The organism is Sulfitobacter brevis (assembly GCF_900112755.1).
Classification (GTDB): domain Bacteria; phylum Pseudomonadota; class Alphaproteobacteria; order Rhodobacterales; family Rhodobacteraceae; genus Sulfitobacter; species Sulfitobacter brevis.
This window is the reverse complement of record NZ_FOMW01000004.1, coordinates 299,314-316,793: the sequence shown is the minus strand read 5'-3', so window position 1 is coordinate 316,793 and position 17,480 is coordinate 299,314. Positions and strand designations below refer to the sequence as shown.

At 60.7% G+C, this 17,480-nt stretch carries 17 protein-coding genes; 9 read left to right on the top strand and 8 right to left on the bottom strand.

The genetic code is table 11. The features are described from left to right. Positions 1 to 49 precede the first annotated feature (49 nt). The 6 genes from BM174_RS07605 to BM174_RS07580 all read left to right on the top strand — a co-directional run bounded on the left by BM174_RS07605 (position 50) and on the right by BM174_RS07580 (position 6,583). The gene (locus BM174_RS07605; protein WP_093923244.1) at positions 50 to 928 is read left to right on the top strand and encodes an RNA polymerase factor sigma-32; all 879 of its coding nucleotides are present in this window, start codon (positions 50 to 52) and stop codon (positions 926 to 928) included. A 53-nt stretch (positions 929 to 981) separates the two neighbouring features. After that, positions 982 to 1,725 (top strand): ChaN family lipoprotein, encoded by a 744-nt coding sequence (locus tag BM174_RS07600; RefSeq protein WP_425442339.1) that lies wholly within the window; start codon positions 982 to 984, stop codon positions 1,723 to 1,725. Between the two features lie 70 nt (positions 1,726 to 1,795). After that, the gene (coaBC, locus tag BM174_RS07595; protein ID WP_093923243.1) at positions 1,796 to 2,989 is read left to right on the top strand and encodes a bifunctional phosphopantothenoylcysteine decarboxylase/phosphopantothenate--cysteine ligase CoaBC; all 1,194 of its coding nucleotides are present in this window, start codon (positions 1,796 to 1,798) and stop codon (positions 2,987 to 2,989) included. After that, positions 2,986 to 3,441 (top strand): dUTP diphosphatase, encoded by a 456-nt coding sequence (gene dut / locus BM174_RS07590; RefSeq protein WP_093923242.1) that lies wholly within the window; start codon positions 2,986 to 2,988, stop codon positions 3,439 to 3,441. Before coaBC ends, dut begins: the two co-directional genes overlap by 4 nt. Further along, a complete protein-coding gene (locus BM174_RS07585; RefSeq protein ID WP_093923241.1) occupies positions 3,441 to 4,487 on the top strand; it encodes a HesA/MoeB/ThiF family protein in 1,047 nt (348 codons plus the stop codon). Before dut ends, BM174_RS07585 begins: the two co-directional genes overlap by 1 nt. A 74-nt stretch (positions 4,488 to 4,561) precedes the next feature. Then, entirely contained in the window at positions 4,562 to 6,583 is a 2,022-nt protein-coding gene (locus tag BM174_RS07580) for a M3 family metallopeptidase (protein WP_093923240.1), read from the top strand. On the opposite strand, the gene BM174_RS07575 is transcribed toward BM174_RS07580, so the two are convergent. From BM174_RS07575 to BM174_RS07550, 6 genes are all read right to left on the bottom strand, one after another. Then, positions 6,577 to 7,509, bottom strand: a complete 933-nt coding sequence (locus BM174_RS07575) for a 2-hydroxyacid dehydrogenase (protein ID WP_093923239.1) — start codon at positions 7,507 to 7,509, stop codon at positions 6,577 to 6,579. The two genes, BM174_RS07580 and BM174_RS07575, sit on opposite strands and share 7 nt — an antisense overlap. A 2-nt stretch (positions 7,510 to 7,511) precedes the next feature. Next, the gene (gene rodA / locus BM174_RS07570) at positions 7,512 to 8,651 is read right to left on the bottom strand and encodes a rod shape-determining protein RodA (protein ID WP_093923238.1); all 1,140 of its coding nucleotides are present in this window, start codon (positions 8,649 to 8,651) and stop codon (positions 7,512 to 7,514) included. After that, positions 8,648 to 10,591: a penicillin-binding protein 2 gene (gene mrdA, locus BM174_RS07565; RefSeq protein ID WP_093923237.1), complete on the bottom strand. Its 1,944-nt coding sequence runs from the start codon at positions 10,589 to 10,591 to the stop codon at positions 8,648 to 8,650. The genes rodA and mrdA overlap by 4 nt, the downstream gene beginning before the upstream one ends. A gap of 24 nt (positions 10,592 to 10,615) precedes the next feature. After that, positions 10,616 to 11,155 (bottom strand): rod shape-determining protein MreD, encoded by a 540-nt coding sequence (locus BM174_RS07560; protein ID WP_093923236.1) that lies wholly within the window; start codon positions 11,153 to 11,155, stop codon positions 10,616 to 10,618. Continuing rightward, positions 11,152 to 12,060 (bottom strand): rod shape-determining protein MreC, encoded by a 909-nt coding sequence (mreC, locus tag BM174_RS07555; protein ID WP_093923235.1) that lies wholly within the window; start codon positions 12,058 to 12,060, stop codon positions 11,152 to 11,154. The genes BM174_RS07560 and mreC overlap by 4 nt, the downstream gene beginning before the upstream one ends. Positions 12,061 to 12,156: 96 nt before the next feature. After that, complete coding sequence (locus tag BM174_RS07550) at positions 12,157 to 13,203, bottom strand: rod shape-determining protein (RefSeq protein WP_093923234.1); 1,047 nt, start codon at positions 13,201 to 13,203, stop codon at positions 12,157 to 12,159. A 163-nt stretch (positions 13,204 to 13,366) separates the two neighbouring features. On the opposite strand from BM174_RS07550, the gene BM174_RS07545 reads away from it, so the two are divergent. Further along, on the top strand, positions 13,367 to 13,954 hold the full coding sequence (locus tag BM174_RS07545) for a VOC family protein (RefSeq protein ID WP_093923233.1): 588 nt from the start codon (positions 13,367 to 13,369) through the stop codon (positions 13,952 to 13,954). A gap of 84 nt (positions 13,955 to 14,038) precedes the next feature. Then, positions 14,039 to 14,470: a DsrE family protein gene (locus BM174_RS07540; RefSeq protein WP_245766293.1), complete on the top strand. Its 432-nt coding sequence runs from the start codon at positions 14,039 to 14,041 to the stop codon at positions 14,468 to 14,470. Positions 14,471 to 14,515: 45 nt separating this feature from the next. Here the strand turns inward: BM174_RS07540 and BM174_RS07535 are convergent, their stop codons facing one another. Next, a complete protein-coding gene (locus BM174_RS07535; protein WP_093923232.1) occupies positions 14,516 to 16,084 on the bottom strand; it encodes a 2-isopropylmalate synthase in 1,569 nt (522 codons plus the stop codon). A 349-nt stretch (positions 16,085 to 16,433) separates the two neighbouring features. On the opposite strand from BM174_RS07535, the gene BM174_RS07530 reads away from it, so the two are divergent. Next, positions 16,434 to 17,099 (top strand): SDR family NAD(P)-dependent oxidoreductase, encoded by a 666-nt coding sequence (locus BM174_RS07530; protein WP_093923231.1) that lies wholly within the window; start codon positions 16,434 to 16,436, stop codon positions 17,097 to 17,099. A 15-nt stretch (positions 17,100 to 17,114) separates the two neighbouring features. Here the strand turns inward: BM174_RS07530 and BM174_RS07525 are convergent, their stop codons facing one another. Then, positions 17,115 to 17,459 carry an antibiotic biosynthesis monooxygenase family protein gene (locus BM174_RS07525; protein WP_093923230.1) on the bottom strand — a complete coding sequence of 115 codons (345 nt, stop codon included), beginning with the start codon at positions 17,457 to 17,459 and terminating at the stop codon, positions 17,115 to 17,117. Between the last annotated feature and the right edge of the window lie 21 nt (positions 17,460 to 17,480).

Sequence of the window (17,480 nt, the reverse complement as noted above, 5' to 3'; positions counted from 1 at the left end):
ATCAACAGCGCATCACAAGATGTGCTCAAGGTTCAGGGGATACCACTCAATGACTTTGCAGACAGCGCATGACTTCTCACTCACCAGAACAGCTATGAAAGCTGAGCTTCTGGATGCCGAAACCGAACTCACGCTGGCGTACGCTTGGCGCGACCAGCGCGACGAAGCCGCTCTGCATCGTTTGATCACCGCCTATATGCGGCTGGCGATCTCGATGGCCTCCAAATTCAAGCGCTACGGCGCGCCAATGAACGACCTGATTCAGGAAGCGGGTCTGGGGTTGATGAAGGCTGCCGATAAGTTCGACCCTGATCGCGGCGTGCGGTTTTCGACCTATGCAGTCTGGTGGATCAAGGCGAGCATCCAGGACCATGTGATGCGCAACTGGTCTATGGTCCGGACAGGATCGACTTCCTCGCAGAAATCACTGTTTTTCAACATGCGCCGCGTTCAGGCACGGCTGGAGCGTGAAGCCGCCTCGACAGGGGCGACGCTGGACCGGCACCAGTTGCGCCAGATGATCTCGACCGAGATTGGCGTGCCATTGCATGACGTTGAGATGATGGAAGGGCGACTGTCAGGCTCCGACTATTCATTGAACGCCACCCAGTCTGCCGAGGACGAGGGCCGCGAGTGGATCGACGCGCTGGTGGATGACAGCACTCAAGCGGCAGAGCGCGTGGAAGAGTCCCATGATACCGCGCAATTACGTGCATGGCTGTTGGCCGCGATGCGGGAGCTGAACGACCGTGAACAATTCATCGTGCGTGAGCGCAAGTTGCGCGATCAACCTCGGACGCTGGAGAGCCTCGGCGAGGAGTTGAAACTGAGCAAGGAGCGCGTGCGCCAGCTTGAAGCCGCCGCTTTTGGCAAAATGCGCAAATCATTGGAAGGTCAGTCCAAAGAAGTTCTATACTTCCTGATGTGAAGATATTCTCGGCCCTTTTATTAAGTTTAAGCGGCACGTCGGCATTGGCTGACGTGCCGCTTGCCGTTCTGCCGCAAATTGCAGCGGCAGATATCGTTGTCATCGGAGAGATCCACGACAACCCAGAACATCACCTGCAGCAAGCGCTGCTCTCCGAACCCGCTGCCGCCATCGTCTTCGAAATGCTCACTCCGGAGCAGGCGAAGCGGGTCAGTCCTGAACTGGCGCAAGACGAGGCCGCGCTTGAGGCAGCGCTGGGCTGGAATGCTTCGGGCTGGCCCGATTTTTCGATGTATTACCCGATTTTCCGGGCCGGCGCGGAGGCGGTGATATTCGGGGCGGCTGTGCCACGTGAAACTGCCCGCAATGCGATGGCAGATGGAATAACGGTAGCGTTCGGGGCGGGTGCTGCTGACTATGACCTGACCGAAACGCTCGCGCCGGACGAGTACGACAGCCGGATTGATCTGCAGCGCAAAGCCCACTGTGGTGCATTGCCTGAGGACGTGCTTCCCGCCATGGTCGACATCCAGCGGCTGCGGGATGCGCGTCTGGCGCAGGTCGCGATGCAGGCGTTCGATCAGACTGGAGGCCCAGTGATCGTGATCACCGGAAATGGCCATGCCCGCGCTGATTGGGGCGTGCCAAGGCAATTGCACGGCATCCGCCCCGATCTGCGTGTCTTCACGATTTTGCAGGGTGAAGACGGGGAGCCGCCAGAGGGCGAAGCCGACCTGATCCTGACGCAAGCCGCAGCTGTGGAGCGGCCTGATCCCTGCCTTGCCTTCACCAAATAGCGGCAGGGCTGGCAGATCGGCGCGGCTGGTCTTATGATCGTGCGTGAAACAGGGCAGGCAAGGGCGTATCATGTTGGCAGGCAAGCATATTTTGCTGATCATTGGCGGCGGCATTGCCGCATTCAAAACCTTGGACCTGATCCGGCGGTTGCGCGGGCGCGGGGCCGTGGTGACCCCTGTGCTGACCAAAGCGGGCGAGGAGTTCGTGACACCTTTGTCAGTCGCGGCCTTGGCGGGTAACAAGGTTTACCGTGATCTATTCGACCTCGGCGATGAGGCAGAGATGGGACATATCCAGCTGAGCCGTGTCGCCGACCTTGTTGTCGTAGCCCCCGCTACGGCGGACCTGATGGCCAAGATGGCGCAGGGCCAAGCCAACGATCTTGCCTCGACCTTACTGTTGGCGACCGATACGCCCGTGATGATCGCGCCTGCGATGAACGTGCGGATGTGGCAGCACATCGCGACCCAGCGCAATCTGACCACTCTGCAAGGCGATGGCATCTTGGTTGTCGGCCCTAATGACGGGGACATGGCCTGTGGTGAATTCGGCCCCGGCCGCATGGCTGAGCCGTTGGAGATTGTTGCCGCGATCGAGGCACAGCTTTCTGACGGCCCATTGAAGGGCAAGCGCATTCTCGTGACTTCCGGCCCGACCCATGAGCCGATTGATCCGGTGCGATACATCGCCAACCGCTCTTCGGGCACGCAAGGCACCGCCATTGGCCGCGCGCTGCTGGCGCTGGGCGCTAAGGTGGTGTTTGTGACGGGTCCGGCGGATGCTGCAGCGCCGCAAGGAGCCGAGGTGATCCGCGTCCAGACCGCGCAGCAGATGCTGGAGGCGGTGGAGAGCGCGCTGCCTGCCGATGCGGCGATCTTTGCCGCTGCGGTAGCCGATTGGCGGGTGAGTTCTGCCAGTGACCGCAAGCTCAAGAAATCGAAAGACGGGATGCCGGTACTGGAATTTGCGGAAAACCCCGACATCCTGAGAACAGTCAGCCAGCGCAAGGCAGAGCGTCCGGCGCTGGTCATCGGGTTCGCCGCCGAGACCGATGATGTGATAGAAAACGCCACGGCGAAACTTCTGCGCAAGGGCTGTGACTGGATTGTCGCTAATGATGTCTCACCGGCGACGGGCATCATGGGGGGCCGCGAGAACGCCGTGACGCTGATCACCGAGGCGGGTGCAGAAGACTGGCCGCGCATGGACAAGGACGCCGTGGCGCGGCAATTGGCGCAGCGTATCGCGGCGCGTCTGACATGACGGTGATGATCAAGCTGCGCTGGGCCGAGGGCGCGGATGCCACGTTGGGGCTGCCGCGTTATGAAACAGCCCAAGCCGCCGGTGCCGATCTGCGCGCCAACCTGCCAGCAGGGACGGTAACAATCGCCGCTGGTGCGCGGGCACTGATCTCGACAGGGCTGCATATGGAAATTCCGCCCGGTTTCGAGGTACAGATCAGGCCGCGCTCGGGCCTCGCGCTCAAGCATGGCGTGACCTTGGCCAACAGCCCCGGTACCATCGACAGCGATTATCGCGGCGTGGTCGGGGTGATCGTACTTAACACCGCTACGACTGAGTTCGAGGTCACTCATGGCATGCGCATCGCACAGATGGTCGCCGCCCCCGTGGTTCAGGCGAAATTTGAACTTGCGCAGGACTTGGGGCAAACGACGCGCGGCAGCGGCGGCTTCGGCTCAACCGGAGCAAGCTGATGTTGCTGGTACTGACGATGGCCGCTGCAATCTGGTTTGGCGGCAGATTTCTGGATGCGCCCAAGGGCGTTCGGCTGGGGTTTCTGGGGCTGCTCTTCGCGACAGTCTTGGCAATTCATCTGGCGCTTCCTGACGGCCACCCTTTGCGCGCGGCGACGGGCGAAAGCGCGGCATTATGGCTGCTGATTGGCCGCGCGGTGCTTGTTGTGCTGGGCTACCGCGCCGTCCTTGGTGCGCTACGCAAACGCGCCGAACACTCTGCGAAGCCTCCACAGAAGCCCGGCATTTTTTCCGAAAGCGAGCTTAACCGCTATGCCCGCCACATCGTTCTGCGCGAAGTCGGCGGGGCAGGGCAGAAGGCGTTGAAAGAGGCGCGGGTGCTGGTGATCGGCGCAGGCGGCTTGGGCGCACCTGCGTTGCAGTATCTCGCGGCGGCGGGCGTCGGCACAATCGGCATCATTGATGATGATGTGGTCGAAGCGGCCAACCTGCAACGGCAGGTGATCCACAAAGACGCCCGTATCGGTATGGCCAAAGTCTTTTCCGCCCAATCCGAGATGGAGGCGCAAAACCCCTTTGTCACCGTGCGCCCCTACCACCGTCGCCTGACAGCTGACATCGCCGCTGAGTTATTTGCAGAGTACGATCTGGTGCTGGATGGCACCGATAATTTCGACACCCGCTATCTGGTGAACCGCAGCTGCGTCGCGGCGGGGCTGCCGCTGATTTCGGGCGCATTGAGCCAGTGGGAGGGGCAGTTGAGCGTCTTTGATCCCGCCCGCGGTGCCCCCTGTTACCAGTGCATTTTTCCCCAAGCCCCCGCGCCGCATCTGGCCCCTGCCTGCTCCGAGGCCGGCGTAATTGGCCCCTTGCCCGGCGTCGTCGGCGCGATGATGGCGGTCGAGGCGGTCAAGCTGTTGACCGGCGCGGGCGCTGTCTTGCGCGGCGAAATGCTGATCTATGACGCGCTCTACGGCGAAAGCCGCAAGATTTCTATCGCGCCACGGGCTGATTGTCCGGTCTGCGGCAGCGCGAAACCCGCCTGATCGCCCGCCTGTGCGGTGCGACTGGTTGTATCGCCGCGCTGCGGCACCTAGCTTCACCTGTAAAGGAGACTTGCATGACCAACCCCCTGCTTCAGCCGTGGAATACCCCCTTTGGCATTGCCCCGTTCGACCAGATTTCTGATGCCGATTTCATGCCCGCGGTCGAGCAGGCGATGGCGGCGCAAATCGCGGAAGTCGAGGCGATTACCGGCAATCCTGCTCCGCCAGATTTTGCCAATACCATCGAGGCGCTAGAGGCCTCAGGTGCCCTGCTTGATAAGGTCTTGGGCGTCTTTTTCACGCTCGCAGGGGCCGAAAGCACGCCTGAGCGTCAGGATTTGCAGCGTCAGTTTTCCCCGATGCTTTCGGCGCATTCTTCGGCGATCTCGGGCAACAAGGCGCTTTTTGCCCGCATTGCTGCGGTCTGGGAGGCACGTGACGGGCTTGATCTGACACAGGAGCAAGCCCGCGTGCTGATGCTGACCCATCGCGGTTTTGTGCGTGCCGGTGCGGCCCTTGAAGGTGCAAGCGAGGGGCGCATGAAGGAAATCAAGTCACGTCTTGCCGTGTTGGGCACCCAGTTCACCCAAAACCTGCTGGCGGACGAGCGCGAATGGTCCATGACCCTGTCTGAGGCAGACCTTGAGGGGCTGCCGGATTTTGTGGTGGATACGGCCCGCGCTGCAGGGGCAGAAACTGGCGCAGATGCACCGATTGTTACCCTGTCACGGTCGCTGATTGTCCCGTTCCTGCAATTCTCGCCCCGCCGCGACCTGCGTGAAAAGGCATTCCGCGCGTGGGAGGCCCGCGGCGCGAATGGCGGCGATACCGATAACCGCGCCATCGCTGCCGAAACTTTGGCGCTGCGAGAGGAGCGGGCAAAATTATTAGGCTATATCAATTTCGCCGCCTTCAAGCTGGAGACGGAGATGGCTGGCACCGCAAGCGCCGTGCGTGCCTTGTTGATGGAGGTCTGGGAGCCTGCCAAGCGTCAAGCCGATGCCGATGCACAGGTGCTCACCGCGATGATGCAGGGCGATGGCATCAACGGACCGCTCGCCCCGTGGGACTGGCGCTATTATGCGCAGCAGCGCCGCAGCGCCGAGCATGATCTCGACGAAGCCGCGTTGAAACCGTACTTCCAGTTGGACCGGATGATTGACGCGGCGTTTGACTGCGCCACGCGGCTTTTCGGTCTGAATTTCGCGCCCCTTGATGTGCCGCTTTACCACCCCGACTGCCGTGCGTGGGAGGTAACGCGCGATGGCAAGCACGTGGCGGTGTTCATCGGTGATTATTTTGCTCGCAGCGCCAAGCGATCGGGCGCTTGGTGTTCGGCGATGCGCGGGCAGGCGAAGTTTCCGCAGGTGCAAGCGCCAGTGGTGATCAACGTCTGCAACTTTGCCAAAGGCGATCCAGCGCTGCTGTCATATGACGATGCCCGCACCTTGTTTCACGAGTTCGGACACGCCCTGCACCAGATGCTGTCGGATGTGACCTATGAAAGCGTCAGCGGCACGTCTGTGGCGCGTGATTTCGTGGAACTGCCCAGCCAGCTCTACGAGCACTGGCTTGAGGTTCCCGAGGTGCTGGCCGAATACGCCACCCACGCCAAAACCGGCGCGCGGATGCCGCAAGAGATGTTGGGCAAAGTGCTGGGTGCGGCGAATTTCGATATGGGTTTCCAGACTGTGGAATATCTGGCGTCGGCCTTGGTTGACCTCGACTTTCACGACGGTGCAGCGCCGCAAGATCCGATGGCGCGACAGGCAGAGGTGCTCGCCGACCTTGGCATGCCCGCGGCGATCCGTATGCGCCATGCCACGCCGCAGTTTGCTCATGTCTTTTCCGGCGACGGCTATTCCAGCGGCTACTACAGCTACATGTGGTCCGAGGTGATGGACGCCGACGCGTTTGAAGCCTTCACAGAGGCGGGCGGGCCGTTCGACCCAGAGCAGGCCCGCGCGCTGGAGCGTAATATCCTCTCAACCGGTGGCAGCCGAGACGCGGCAGAGCTGTATACCGCGTTCCGTGGCCGCTTGCCGGGTGTAGCGCCCTTGCTCAAAGGGCGCGGGCTGGTCGCGGCGGATCAGTAACCCAAGCTGCGGTCCACGAGATGTAAAAATTGCTCTCCCGCCTCACCGCGCCGGATGTTTTCAGCGATGACATGCGACGCGGTAGAGGCGCGGGTATCGGCGGCAATGTGCGGGGTAACGGTGACCTTCGGGTGATGCCAGTAGGGATGCGCCTCGGGCAATGGCTCGATGCGGAATACGTCCAGCGTGGCACGGCCGATATGGCCTGCATCCAGCGCCGCCAGCAGGGCATCATCGTCGATCAGCGGCCCGCGACCGGGGTTGATGATGCAAGCACCTTTCGGCATCAGCGCCAGCGTTCCGGCGTTGAGCGTGTTTTCGGTCGCGGCAGTGTCGGGCAGCAAGAGCACCACGATCTCGGCCCGATGTAGCGCATCGCGCAACCCGTCCTCGCCGTGCAGGCAGCGAATGCCATCCAGCGACTTGGCGCTGCGCGACCAGCCGGTGACGTCAAAGCCGAAATCGGCAAGCTGCCGCGCGACTTTCTGACCCAACGCGCCCAGGCCCAGCACCACGACGGAGCGTTCGCTGGCCAGCGGCGGCGTGCGGGGGCGCCATTCCGCAGCCTCACGGCGGATATCGATATCAAGGCGGAGATGGTAGCGCAGCACGTGGCCCGACACCCATTCCACCATGCCTTGGGTCAATCCCGGATCAACCATACGCGCCAGCGGGATCTGCAACGTCGTGTTACCGACGATCTTTTCGACACCTGCCCAGAGGTTCAGCACAGCTTTGGCGCGGGTGTAGGGGGTGAAATCCTGCAAGGCGCTGCTGGGGGCATAGACGATATAGTCGACTTCGGCAGGCGCAAAATCGAGGCTGATCTTGCCGTCCACACCTTTGGCCGCAAGGGCAGATTTCAGCGGTTTCTCATAGTCTTGCCACTGGGTTTTCCCAGCCGCAAACAGGATATTGGGGCGCATGTCTACCTCGGTCTGTGGATATGTGCCGACTGTACCAATCCAAAGGCCAACAGCAAGACCAGCATTGCCGATCCGCCGTAGCTGACCAGCGGCAAGGGCACACCGACCACGGGCGCCATGCCCATCACCATCGACATATTGACCGCGAAGAACAGAAAGAAGTTGAGCGCGATGCCCAAGGTCAGCAGCGACGAAAAGCGGTCCTTGTTGAGCACGGCAGTTGCAACGCAGAACAAGATAATGAGCGCATAGAGCCCCAACAGGGACATCCCGCCGATGAAGCCGAATTCTTCGGCCAAGGTGGTGAAGATAAAGTCGGTATGCTTCTCAGGAAGGAAGTTCAGGCGCGACTGGGTGCCTTGCATAAACCCGCGCCCGGTCCAACCACCGGACCCCAGCGCAATCTTCGATTGGGTGATGTGATAGCCTGCGCCCAACGGCTCGGCAGAGGGGTCTAAAAAAGTGTCGATGCGGCGATACTGGTAATCGTTGATCAACTGCCACGTGGTGCCACGCGACTGGAACACTGCTGTAATCAGGCCGATGCCCGCCGCCAGTACGGCAGTGAAATAGGCCCAATGCACCCCCGCAAGAAACATCAACCCGCCGCCCGCAGCCAGCAACAGGATCGAAGTCCCAAGGTCAGGCTGTTTGAGCACCAGTGCGGTGGGCAAAAATATGATCACTACGGGCAGAAACACCCAAAACGGCCGCGAGACCTTTTTGGCCGGCAACCAGTCATAATAGGCAGCGAGGAACATGACCAAGGTGATCTTCATCAGTTCCGAGGGCTGTAAATCCATGAAGCCAAGGTCAATCCAGCGCTGCGAGCCTTTGCGGGAGTCACCGACAAGCTCCACGGCGATCAGCAGCACAACAGAACCGCCATAGGCCAGCCCCGACAGGTTGCGCCACAGCCAGATCGGAACAAAGGCAACAGCGATCATCAGTACGAAACCCAAGGCAAACCGCTTCATCTGCGGCTCCGCCCAAGGGGTGAACGACCCGCCCGCGACAGAATAGAGCATCAAAAACCCGATGCCGCAGACCGAGGCGAGCAGCAGCGCCAGCGGCCAGTTCAGAAAGAAAATTTTGCGCAGCCCGACAGGCACCGATTTGACGGTATATTCAAGATAACTCATGCCTGATCTTTTCCATCAAGGGCCGCTTGGGGTTGCAAGGCGCGAAGCTTTTCCTGTTGTTCCTGAATGCGGTCACGGTCACCAGCGGGATAGGCCTCCAGCGGCGGATCGCCCCCAGCGAGGGCCTGCAGCAGCACGTCCCGCGCGATCGGTGCCGCCGCAGTCGAGCCGCCGCCGCCATGTTCCACCAGCACCGAAACGGCGAAGCGCGGGTTGTCATAGGGGGCAAAACTCACGAAAAGCGCGTGGTCGCGGCGCTCCCACGGCAGGTCATTGTTGCTGGTCACCCCGCGCGCCCGTTCGGCGGTGGTAATGTTGCGCACCTGACTGGTGCCGGTTTTGCCCGCCATGCGCATGTCTTCGGCAATGATGCGCGACCGGTACGCCGTGCCGCGCCGGTCGTTGACGACCTCGTACATGGCGCGGCGCATCTTGCGCAGGTTGTTGTCGTTCATCGACAGCAGCGGGATTTCGGCGTTGTCGGTTTCGACCCCGTCGACCGATTTGATCAGCCGCGGAATGATCTCGCGGCCCGAGGCGATGCGCGCGGTCATGACCGCGAGTTGCAGGGGCGAGGCCAGCATGAAGCCCTGACCGATTGACGAGTTGACCGTATCGCCGATCACCCAGTCCGCACCACGGTTTGCCTTCTTCCATGCTTTTGTCGGAGTCAGGCCCGCAGCCACCGACGACAAGGCAAGCTCGTGCTTGATACCCAGCCCGAAGCTGTTCGCCATGGCCGAGATATTCTCGATTCCGACCTTGAGCGCGAGATCATAGTAATACACGTCGCAGGACTGTTTAAGCGAGGTTTCCAGATCGACCCAGCCGTGGCCCGCCCGCTTCCAGCAGTGAAAGCGGCGGCCCGCCACATCGAGGTGACCTGGGCAGTAGACAGTTTCATCCGGTCCGATAAGCCCCGCTTCAAGCGCAGCCATTGCTGTCATCATCTTGAAAGTCGAGCCGGGCGGATAGGTGCCCTGCACGGTTTTATTAACCAATGGCCGATAGATCGAGTTCAGCAGCGGATTATAGTCTTTGGAGGAGATGCCGCCGATAAACAGGTTCGGGTCATAGCTCGGCGCCGAGGCGAGCGAGACCAGATCACCGTTCTGGCAATCGATCATCACCACCGCAGCGGATTCGCCGGTGAGCCGCGCCTGCACATAGCTTTGCAGCTTTGCATCCACGGTAAGCTGCAGGTCCTTGCCGGATTCACCCTCGCGCCGGGCCAGTTCGCGCATCACCCGACCGGTGGCGTTGACCTCGACCTGTTTGGTGCCTGCGGTACCGCGCAGCAGCCCTTCCTCGCGGGCCTCAACGTTGATCTTGCCGATCTGAAAGCGCGGGATACGCAACACCTGATCGGGGTCTTCCAGCGCATCAAGGTCGGCTTGGCTGACACGGCCCACACGACCGACCACATGGGCAAAATCAGGACCGCGCGGATAAACGCGGGTCAGCCCGACTTCGGGCGTAATGCCGGGCAGGGCAGGGGCGTTGACGCTGACGCGGCTGACATCGTCCCAGCTCACATCATCAACAATTGTCACCGGCAGGAACGGCGCGGAGCGTTTAATCTCGGCCACAACACGTTCGCGGGCTTCGGGGTCCAACGTGATGATAGCGGCCAGACGGTCCATTACCATATCGACATCGCCCGCATCCTCGCGGACCATGACAATCCGGTAGCTCGGCACGTTTTGCGCCAGACGGATGCCGTTGCGGTCAAAGATTTCGCCCCGCGCGGGCGGGATCAGCCGGATGTTGATGCGATTCTCTTCGGCCAGCAGGCGAAACTGGTCGGCCTGATCGACCTGCAAATACCGCATCCGCGCGGCCAGCCCCCCCATGAACAAAAGTTGCGCACCCCCGAGCAGCGCCGCACGGCGTGTCAGGCGCGTGTGGCTGGCGTCATTCTCGGCGCGGTTGCGTCTCATGTACGGTTCCTGATCATTTGCGGCTCATGACCTGTGACCCAGCGCATCCAACTCGCCGGGGGCGGATTTGCGGACCCCCATAAGCGAATGGGTGACCGCGACGATCAACGGATAGAATAGCAGCGTAAGCCCCAGTTCGGAAAGGCTCAGCGAAAACACCGGCGGTTCTACGAACACCAAACTTAGGATCAGCCGTTCGATCAGGGTGATCGCGATAATCACCACCGTGACAGCAAAGAATTCGGCGGCAAATCCGCCGTCGCGCAGGTTGCGTCCGCGGCCCTTGAGGTTCTCGCACCCCATCACCGCCAACAGCGCCCAGAGGCCGGGCGGGCGTTGCAGCAAAAAATCCGACAACAAGAACACAATCGCCAGCGATAGCGCCGGCACATACTCCGGCCGTCGCAGTGACCACGCGCAGGCAAAGCCGAGCAGCAGGTCGGGTCCGGCCCAAGTAGGGGGAGCCGTGCCCAACGGCAGCAGCAGAAAGAAATGGATCACCAGCGCCAGCAGCAAAAACGCCGCGCGCATTAGCCAAAGCCGCGTCTGCGACAGATCTTTCATGGCTGTTCGCTTGTCGCAGGATCAGATTCGGGATCAGTGCCCAGACTCTCGGGGGTGATGACCTGCGCACTGTCAGAGACTTTTTCGCTGCCGTGATGGCGCAATACGCGCAGGAACTCCAAACGCTCGTAGTCTGCTGCCAGACGCACACGCAACCGCCCGCCGGGGTCTGCGGCGACCTGTCCGATTAAAAGCCCCGCCGGAAATACGCCGCCATCGCCAGAGGAGATTACCCGATCACCGGGGCGCACCAGATCAGGGTTCTCAAGGAAATCAATCGGCGGTGCGGGCGAGTTGTCACCTGCCACCAATGCCCGCTGACCGGAGGGCTGGATCGTCGCAGGGATGCGACTGGAGGCGTCAGTGAGCAGAATAACCCGCGACGTATTCTTGGCGACGCCCGAAATCCGCCCGACCAGCCCGATGCCGTCCATCGTGGCCCAGCCATCGACCAAGCCATCCCGCGCGCCCACATTCAAGAGCACCGATTGCCGAAACGGTGAGCCGCTGTCGGCCAGCACGACGCCGGTGATCACGGTCAATCGTGGATCAAGCCGCACTTGATTAAGATCCAGTAGCCGTGCGTTCTCCTGCTCCAACTGCAGGGCAGCTTCTTTCCACGCCTGCATCTGGCGCAATTCGCTGCGCAATTCCTGATTTTGTTCGGTAAGGCGCTGATAGGACTGGAAATCACGGAACAGGTTGATGGTGCCGGTGACGGGGGCCATCGCCCAATCGAGGTTGGGTACAAAACGGTCGGTGATCTGGGCGCGAAACCGTTCAACCCGTGGGCTGTCGATGCGCCATATCAAAAAAGTGCCGCCCAGAACCAGGATCAGAACGGCCAGCAGCAACCGGCGCAACGGGCCGGTATAGTCGCTGGAACTGGCGCGATCCTTTGCCACGCTCTGTGGTGTCCTCTCGGTCTTGATCCGGAGCGGTCCGGACCCTCGGGGGGCCGACCACGGATCGCTAACAGCTCCGTGGTGCGGCGCTGCAGATCAGCTGTCGTAGTCGATGGCGTGGCGCAGCTGCTTTTCGTATTCCAGCGCTTTGCCGGTGCCCAAGGCCACACAGTTCAGCGGCTCGTCTGCGACCGAAATCGCCAGACCTGTCTGCTCGCGCAGCGCCAAATCCAGATCGCCCAGCAGCGCACCGCCGCCGGTCAGCATCACGCCGCGGTCCACGATGTCTGCGGCCAAATCGGGCGGTGTGGTTTCCAGCGCCGTCATTACCGCTTCGCAAATCTGCTGCACAGGTTCGGCCAGTGCCTCGGCAATCTGTGCTTGGGTCACTTCGATCTCTTTAGGCACGCCGTTCAGCAGGTCACGCCCGCGAATTTGCATCGAGGTGCCACGCCCGTCGTCGGGCATCCGCGCCGTACCGATCGAGGTTTTGACCCGTTCGGCAGTGGTTTCACCGATCAGCAGGTTCTGCTGGCGGCGCAAATAGCTGATGATGGCTTCGTCCATCCGGTCGCCGCCGACGCGTACTGAGCGGGCGTAAACGATGTCACCCAGCGACAGCACGGCAACTTCGGTCGTACCGCCACCGATATCGACAACCATGTTGCCGGTCGGGTCGGTGATCGGCATGCCTGCGCCGATCGCCGCGGCAATCGGTTCGGCGATAAGACCGGCGCGGCGGGCACCCGCCGACAGTACTGACTGGCGGATTGCGCGTTTCTCAACAGGTGTCGCGCCATGCGGAACGCAGACAATAATCTTGGGCTTCGAAAAGGTAGAGCGTTTGTGGACCTTGCGGATGAAGTGCTTGATCATCTCTTCGGCAGTGTCGAAATCCGCGATTACGCCTTCGCGCATCGGGCGGATCGCCTCAATGCTGCCCGGTGTCCGGCCCAGCATAAGTTTGGCGTCTTCGCCGACGGCGAGCACTTTTTTCACTCCGTCCTTAATGTGATAGGCCACGACGGACGGCTCCGACAAGACGATCCCCCGGCCTTTGACATAGACCAGCGTGTTCGCTGTTCCGAGGTCAATTGCCATATCAGAGGAGAATAGTCCCCGCAGATTTCCAAAGATCGACATGCGCGCAATACCTTGCATATATTATTATCGGCCCGGCGACTCTCACGGAGAGGCGCAACCGGGGCCTTATAGGACGCTAGGCCCTAGGGTGAAAGAGGAGATGACGGAAGGGGTGGCACGATCTCGCCACCAGACTATGCTTACACTAAATTCGGAGCATGACATGAAGAAAATACAGTCCCTCGGTGTTCACCATATTACCCTCACCGGTGCTGACCGTCAAAGCAGCATCGATTTCTGGGAAGGCCTGCTCGGAATGCCTTTTATCTTTGATCAGCCCAATCTGGATAACCCTGATGAGGGGCACCTTTACTTCGATCCCGGTGACGGGCGGCTGATCACGATCTTTACCAACGAAAACCGCAGCGGCACCCGCGACCGCACCCCGACCGAGCCGGGCTGTGTGCATCACATCGCCTTCGAAGTTGATGCGGCAACCTTTGATCAGGTGCTGAGCCGTCTGAAGGAACGCGGCATTGGCAACTCGGGCGTCAAAGATCGCGGCTTCATGCATTCGATTTATTTCAAAGACCCGCTGGGGCTTCTGATCGAATTGGCCTGCTATACCTTCATCCCGCCGCGCGGTAGCAGCCATGCCGAGGTTATGCTGGAAGCCCACAAGCTGCGCGTCGCCGCAGGGACCAAGGCAATCGGCCGCGAACATCTGGCCGATGCGCAGATTATAATCGTCGAGCGGGGTCAGGAAAGCCTCAGCGAGGACCGCAGCCCGAAGAACCCGTACCGCAACTGACATACGTCATCACATATTCGAATACGTAGTTGCTTTTCCCCGCGCGTTGGTCGACGGTTTTACTTTGGGAGAGAGGATCCAACAATGAAATATCTGATGATGGCCGTGTTCATGGCTGTGGCCCCCGTGATGGCACTGGCCGAGGGCAAGGCGCACAAAGTCGCGATCCATGTCGATGAAAATGACCCGCAGGTCATGAATATGGCGCTCAACAACGTGGCGAATGTGATCAGCTACTACGAATCTGTCGGTGATACCGTCGAGATCGAAGTGGTGACCTATGGTCCCGGTCTTAACATGCTGGTCGCGGGCAAAAGCCCTGTCGAAGACCGGATCAGTGTCATGTCGCTCGAAATGGACAATGTGACCTTTGCGGCCTGCGGCAATACCCACGCCGCCATGCAGGAAAAGGCCGGCAAGGATGTGCCGCTGATGTCGGAGGCCAATGTGGTGCCGTCCGGTGTGGTTCGCCTGATCGAGTTGCAGGAAGACGGCTACGCCTACGTCCGACCCTGAATAGCATCGGGGCGACCCCTATGAGGGCCGCCCCATGATTTTGTCTCAGCCAACGTCTTTATAGCTGACTTCGCGGCGATCCGTGCCGCCTTTTTCGCGGCGCACCAGCAACCGGTTCAATGCGTGGATATAGGCCCGAACCGAGGCCACGACCGTATCGGTATCTGCCGACTGTCCGGTCACGATCCGCCCGTCTTCCTCCATCCGCACTGAAACTGTCGCCTGCGCGTCCGTGCCTTCGGTCACCGCGTGCACCTGATAAAGCTGCAAGCGGGCGCTGTGCGGCACCAAAGCCTTGATACAGTTGAACGCTGCATCGACAGGACCATCGCCGGTCTGTGTGGTTGATTGCGCGCCGCCGTCGATATCCAGCGCCATATCGGCTTTTTGTGGGCCTTCTGTGCCGCAAACCACGGTCAACGATTTCAAACGAATCCGGTCTTCTTCGGGGTCGGTCGTGGTGCGCATCAAGGCGATCAGGTCGTCCTCGTAGATTTCCTTTTTGCGATCAGCCAACTCCTTGAACCGCACGAACACGTCCTTGAGCTGGTTATCGCCCAATTCAAAGCCGAGGTCCTCCAGCTTGGAGCGTAAAGCGGCGCGACCGGAGTGTTTGCCCATCACGATATTGGTCTCGGAGAGGCCCACATCTTCGGGGCGCATAATCTCGAAGGTTTCGGCGTTTTTCAGCATGCCGTCCTGATGGATGCCGGACTCGTGCGCAAATGCGTTCTTGCCGACGATGGCCTTATTGAACTGCACGGCAAAGCCCGACACCGCCGCGACACGGCGCGAGATGTTCATGATCTTGGTGGCGTCGATCTTGGTCTGGTAGGGCATGATGTCATTGCGCACGCGCATCGCCATCACAACTTCTTCCAGCGCGGTATTGCCCGCGCGTTCGCCCAAACCATTGATCGTGCACTCGATCTGCCGCGCGCCCGCCTCGACGGCGGCGAGGCTGTTGGCGGTCGCCATGCCAAGATCGTTGTGGCAATGGGTGGCAAAAATGATCTCGTCGGCGCCCGGCACGTGTTCGAGCAATTTGCGGATCAGCTCGGCGCTCTCGCGTGGCGCGGTATAGCCGACCGTGTCGGGGATATTGATCGTTGTGGCCCCGGCTTTGATCGCGATCTCGACAACGCGGTAGAGGTAATCCAACTCGGTCCGCGTGGCGTCCATCGGCGACCATTGCACGTTATCACACAGGTTACGGGCATGGCTGACCGTCTCGTGGATGCGGTCGGCCATTTCGTCCTTGGTGAGGTTCGGAATGGCGCGGTGCAGCGGCGAGGTGCCGATAAACGTGTGGATGCGTGGTTGGGGCGCGTGTTTCACCGCCTCCCAGCAGCGGTCGATATCGCCGAGCTGGGCGCGGGCAAGGCCGCAGATCACACTGTTTTTCGAAAGGCGCGAGATTTCGGCGACGGCGGCAAAATCACCCTCAGAGGCGATCGGGAAACCGGCCTCGATCACATCAACGCCCATTTCATCGAGCAGCCCTGCGATTTCGATCTTCTCGGCATGGGTCATCGTCGCACCGGGCGATTGTTCGCCATCGCGCAATGTGGTGTCAAAAATCAAGACGCGGTCTTGGGAAGATTGGTCAGTCATGTCTGAATACTTTCGTTCTGCTGTGGGTCTATCCGTGGCGCGCAACGTTCCCTCTGAGCGGGCGCGCCGGATGGCACGCTCAGAGGCGAGTTAGCAGCAGCAGGGTTGCACGCAGCGACGCCGCGCGAGCGCGGGGTAGGGTCGAGGTATGGGCGGCGTGTGTCATGGCGTCATTTATAGCCACGGTTTTCCAAATGGGAAGGGCCAAATGAGGAAGGTTTTGTGTCATGCTTGTTTGTCGAGGGCTCGGGGCAATGTGCGGGCGGCATACATCGAAGCGCAGCGGGGGACTGCTAGATCAGGGTCGTGCTAGGGTAACAGCGCGGGCATTGGCGAAAGGGACAGCAACATGGCACGGGTTTTGATCATTGGCGCAAGCGGCGGGGTCGGGGCGGCGCTGGCCGAGGTACTTGCGGCGCGGGGCGATGCAGTGACGGGCCTGTCACGGCGCGATGCTGGGCTCGATCTCACTGATGAGGCATCGGTCACGCAGGCATTAAACCGGTTTGAGGGGCCGTTTGACTGGGTGTTGGTCACTACAGGCGCATTGGAAATAGACGGGGCGGCGCCGGAAAAGACCATCCGTGATATCTCGCAAAAGGCGATGATGGATCAATTTGCGTTGAACGCTGTCGGTCCTGCCTTAGTGCTGCGTCACGCCGCGCGTTTGCTGCCCCGAAAAACGTCCAGCATTTTTGCGGCATTATCGGCGCGGGTTGGCTCCATCGGGGACAACAAGATTGGCGGTTGGATCAGCTATCGCAGCGCCAAGGCCGCGCTGAACCAGATCGTCCACACCGCCGCGATTGAACTGTCGCGCAGCCACCGCGAGAATATCTGCGTTGCCTTGCACCCCGGCACTGTGGCGACGTCCTTCACCGAAAACTACCTTGCGCGCCATCCTGCTGTTCCCCCGCAAGAGGCCGCGCAAAATCTGGTTGCCGTGCTCGACGGGTTGTCGCCTGTGGATACCGGCAAGTTCTTTGATTGGGCGGGAAAACCGGTGCCGTGGTAATATGCTCTCAGGCGTTCAGTCGTGCACGTCTTTGCTGTCAGCGGGGGCTTGGTCACGCTCGAACATACCGTAATCGCGCATCACATGGGCAATGCGCAGATGATAATCGCTGAAAATCCCTTCGCGCCCGGCCTTTTGCGCACCGCGATGGGCGGTCAGCTTGCGCCATTCTTCCAACGCGGCCTCATCCCGAAAAAACGAGATCGAAAGCAGCTTACCGGGCGTGGTCAGGCTCTCGAACCGCTCGACCGAAATAAAGCCGTCAATTTGCTCGACCAAGGGGCGCATCTTTGCGGCCATATCAAGATAATCGGTGCGGCGGCCCTCGGCGGGAAAAACTTCGAAAATAACAGCAATCATCTGGGCGCTCCCTTGGCTGCG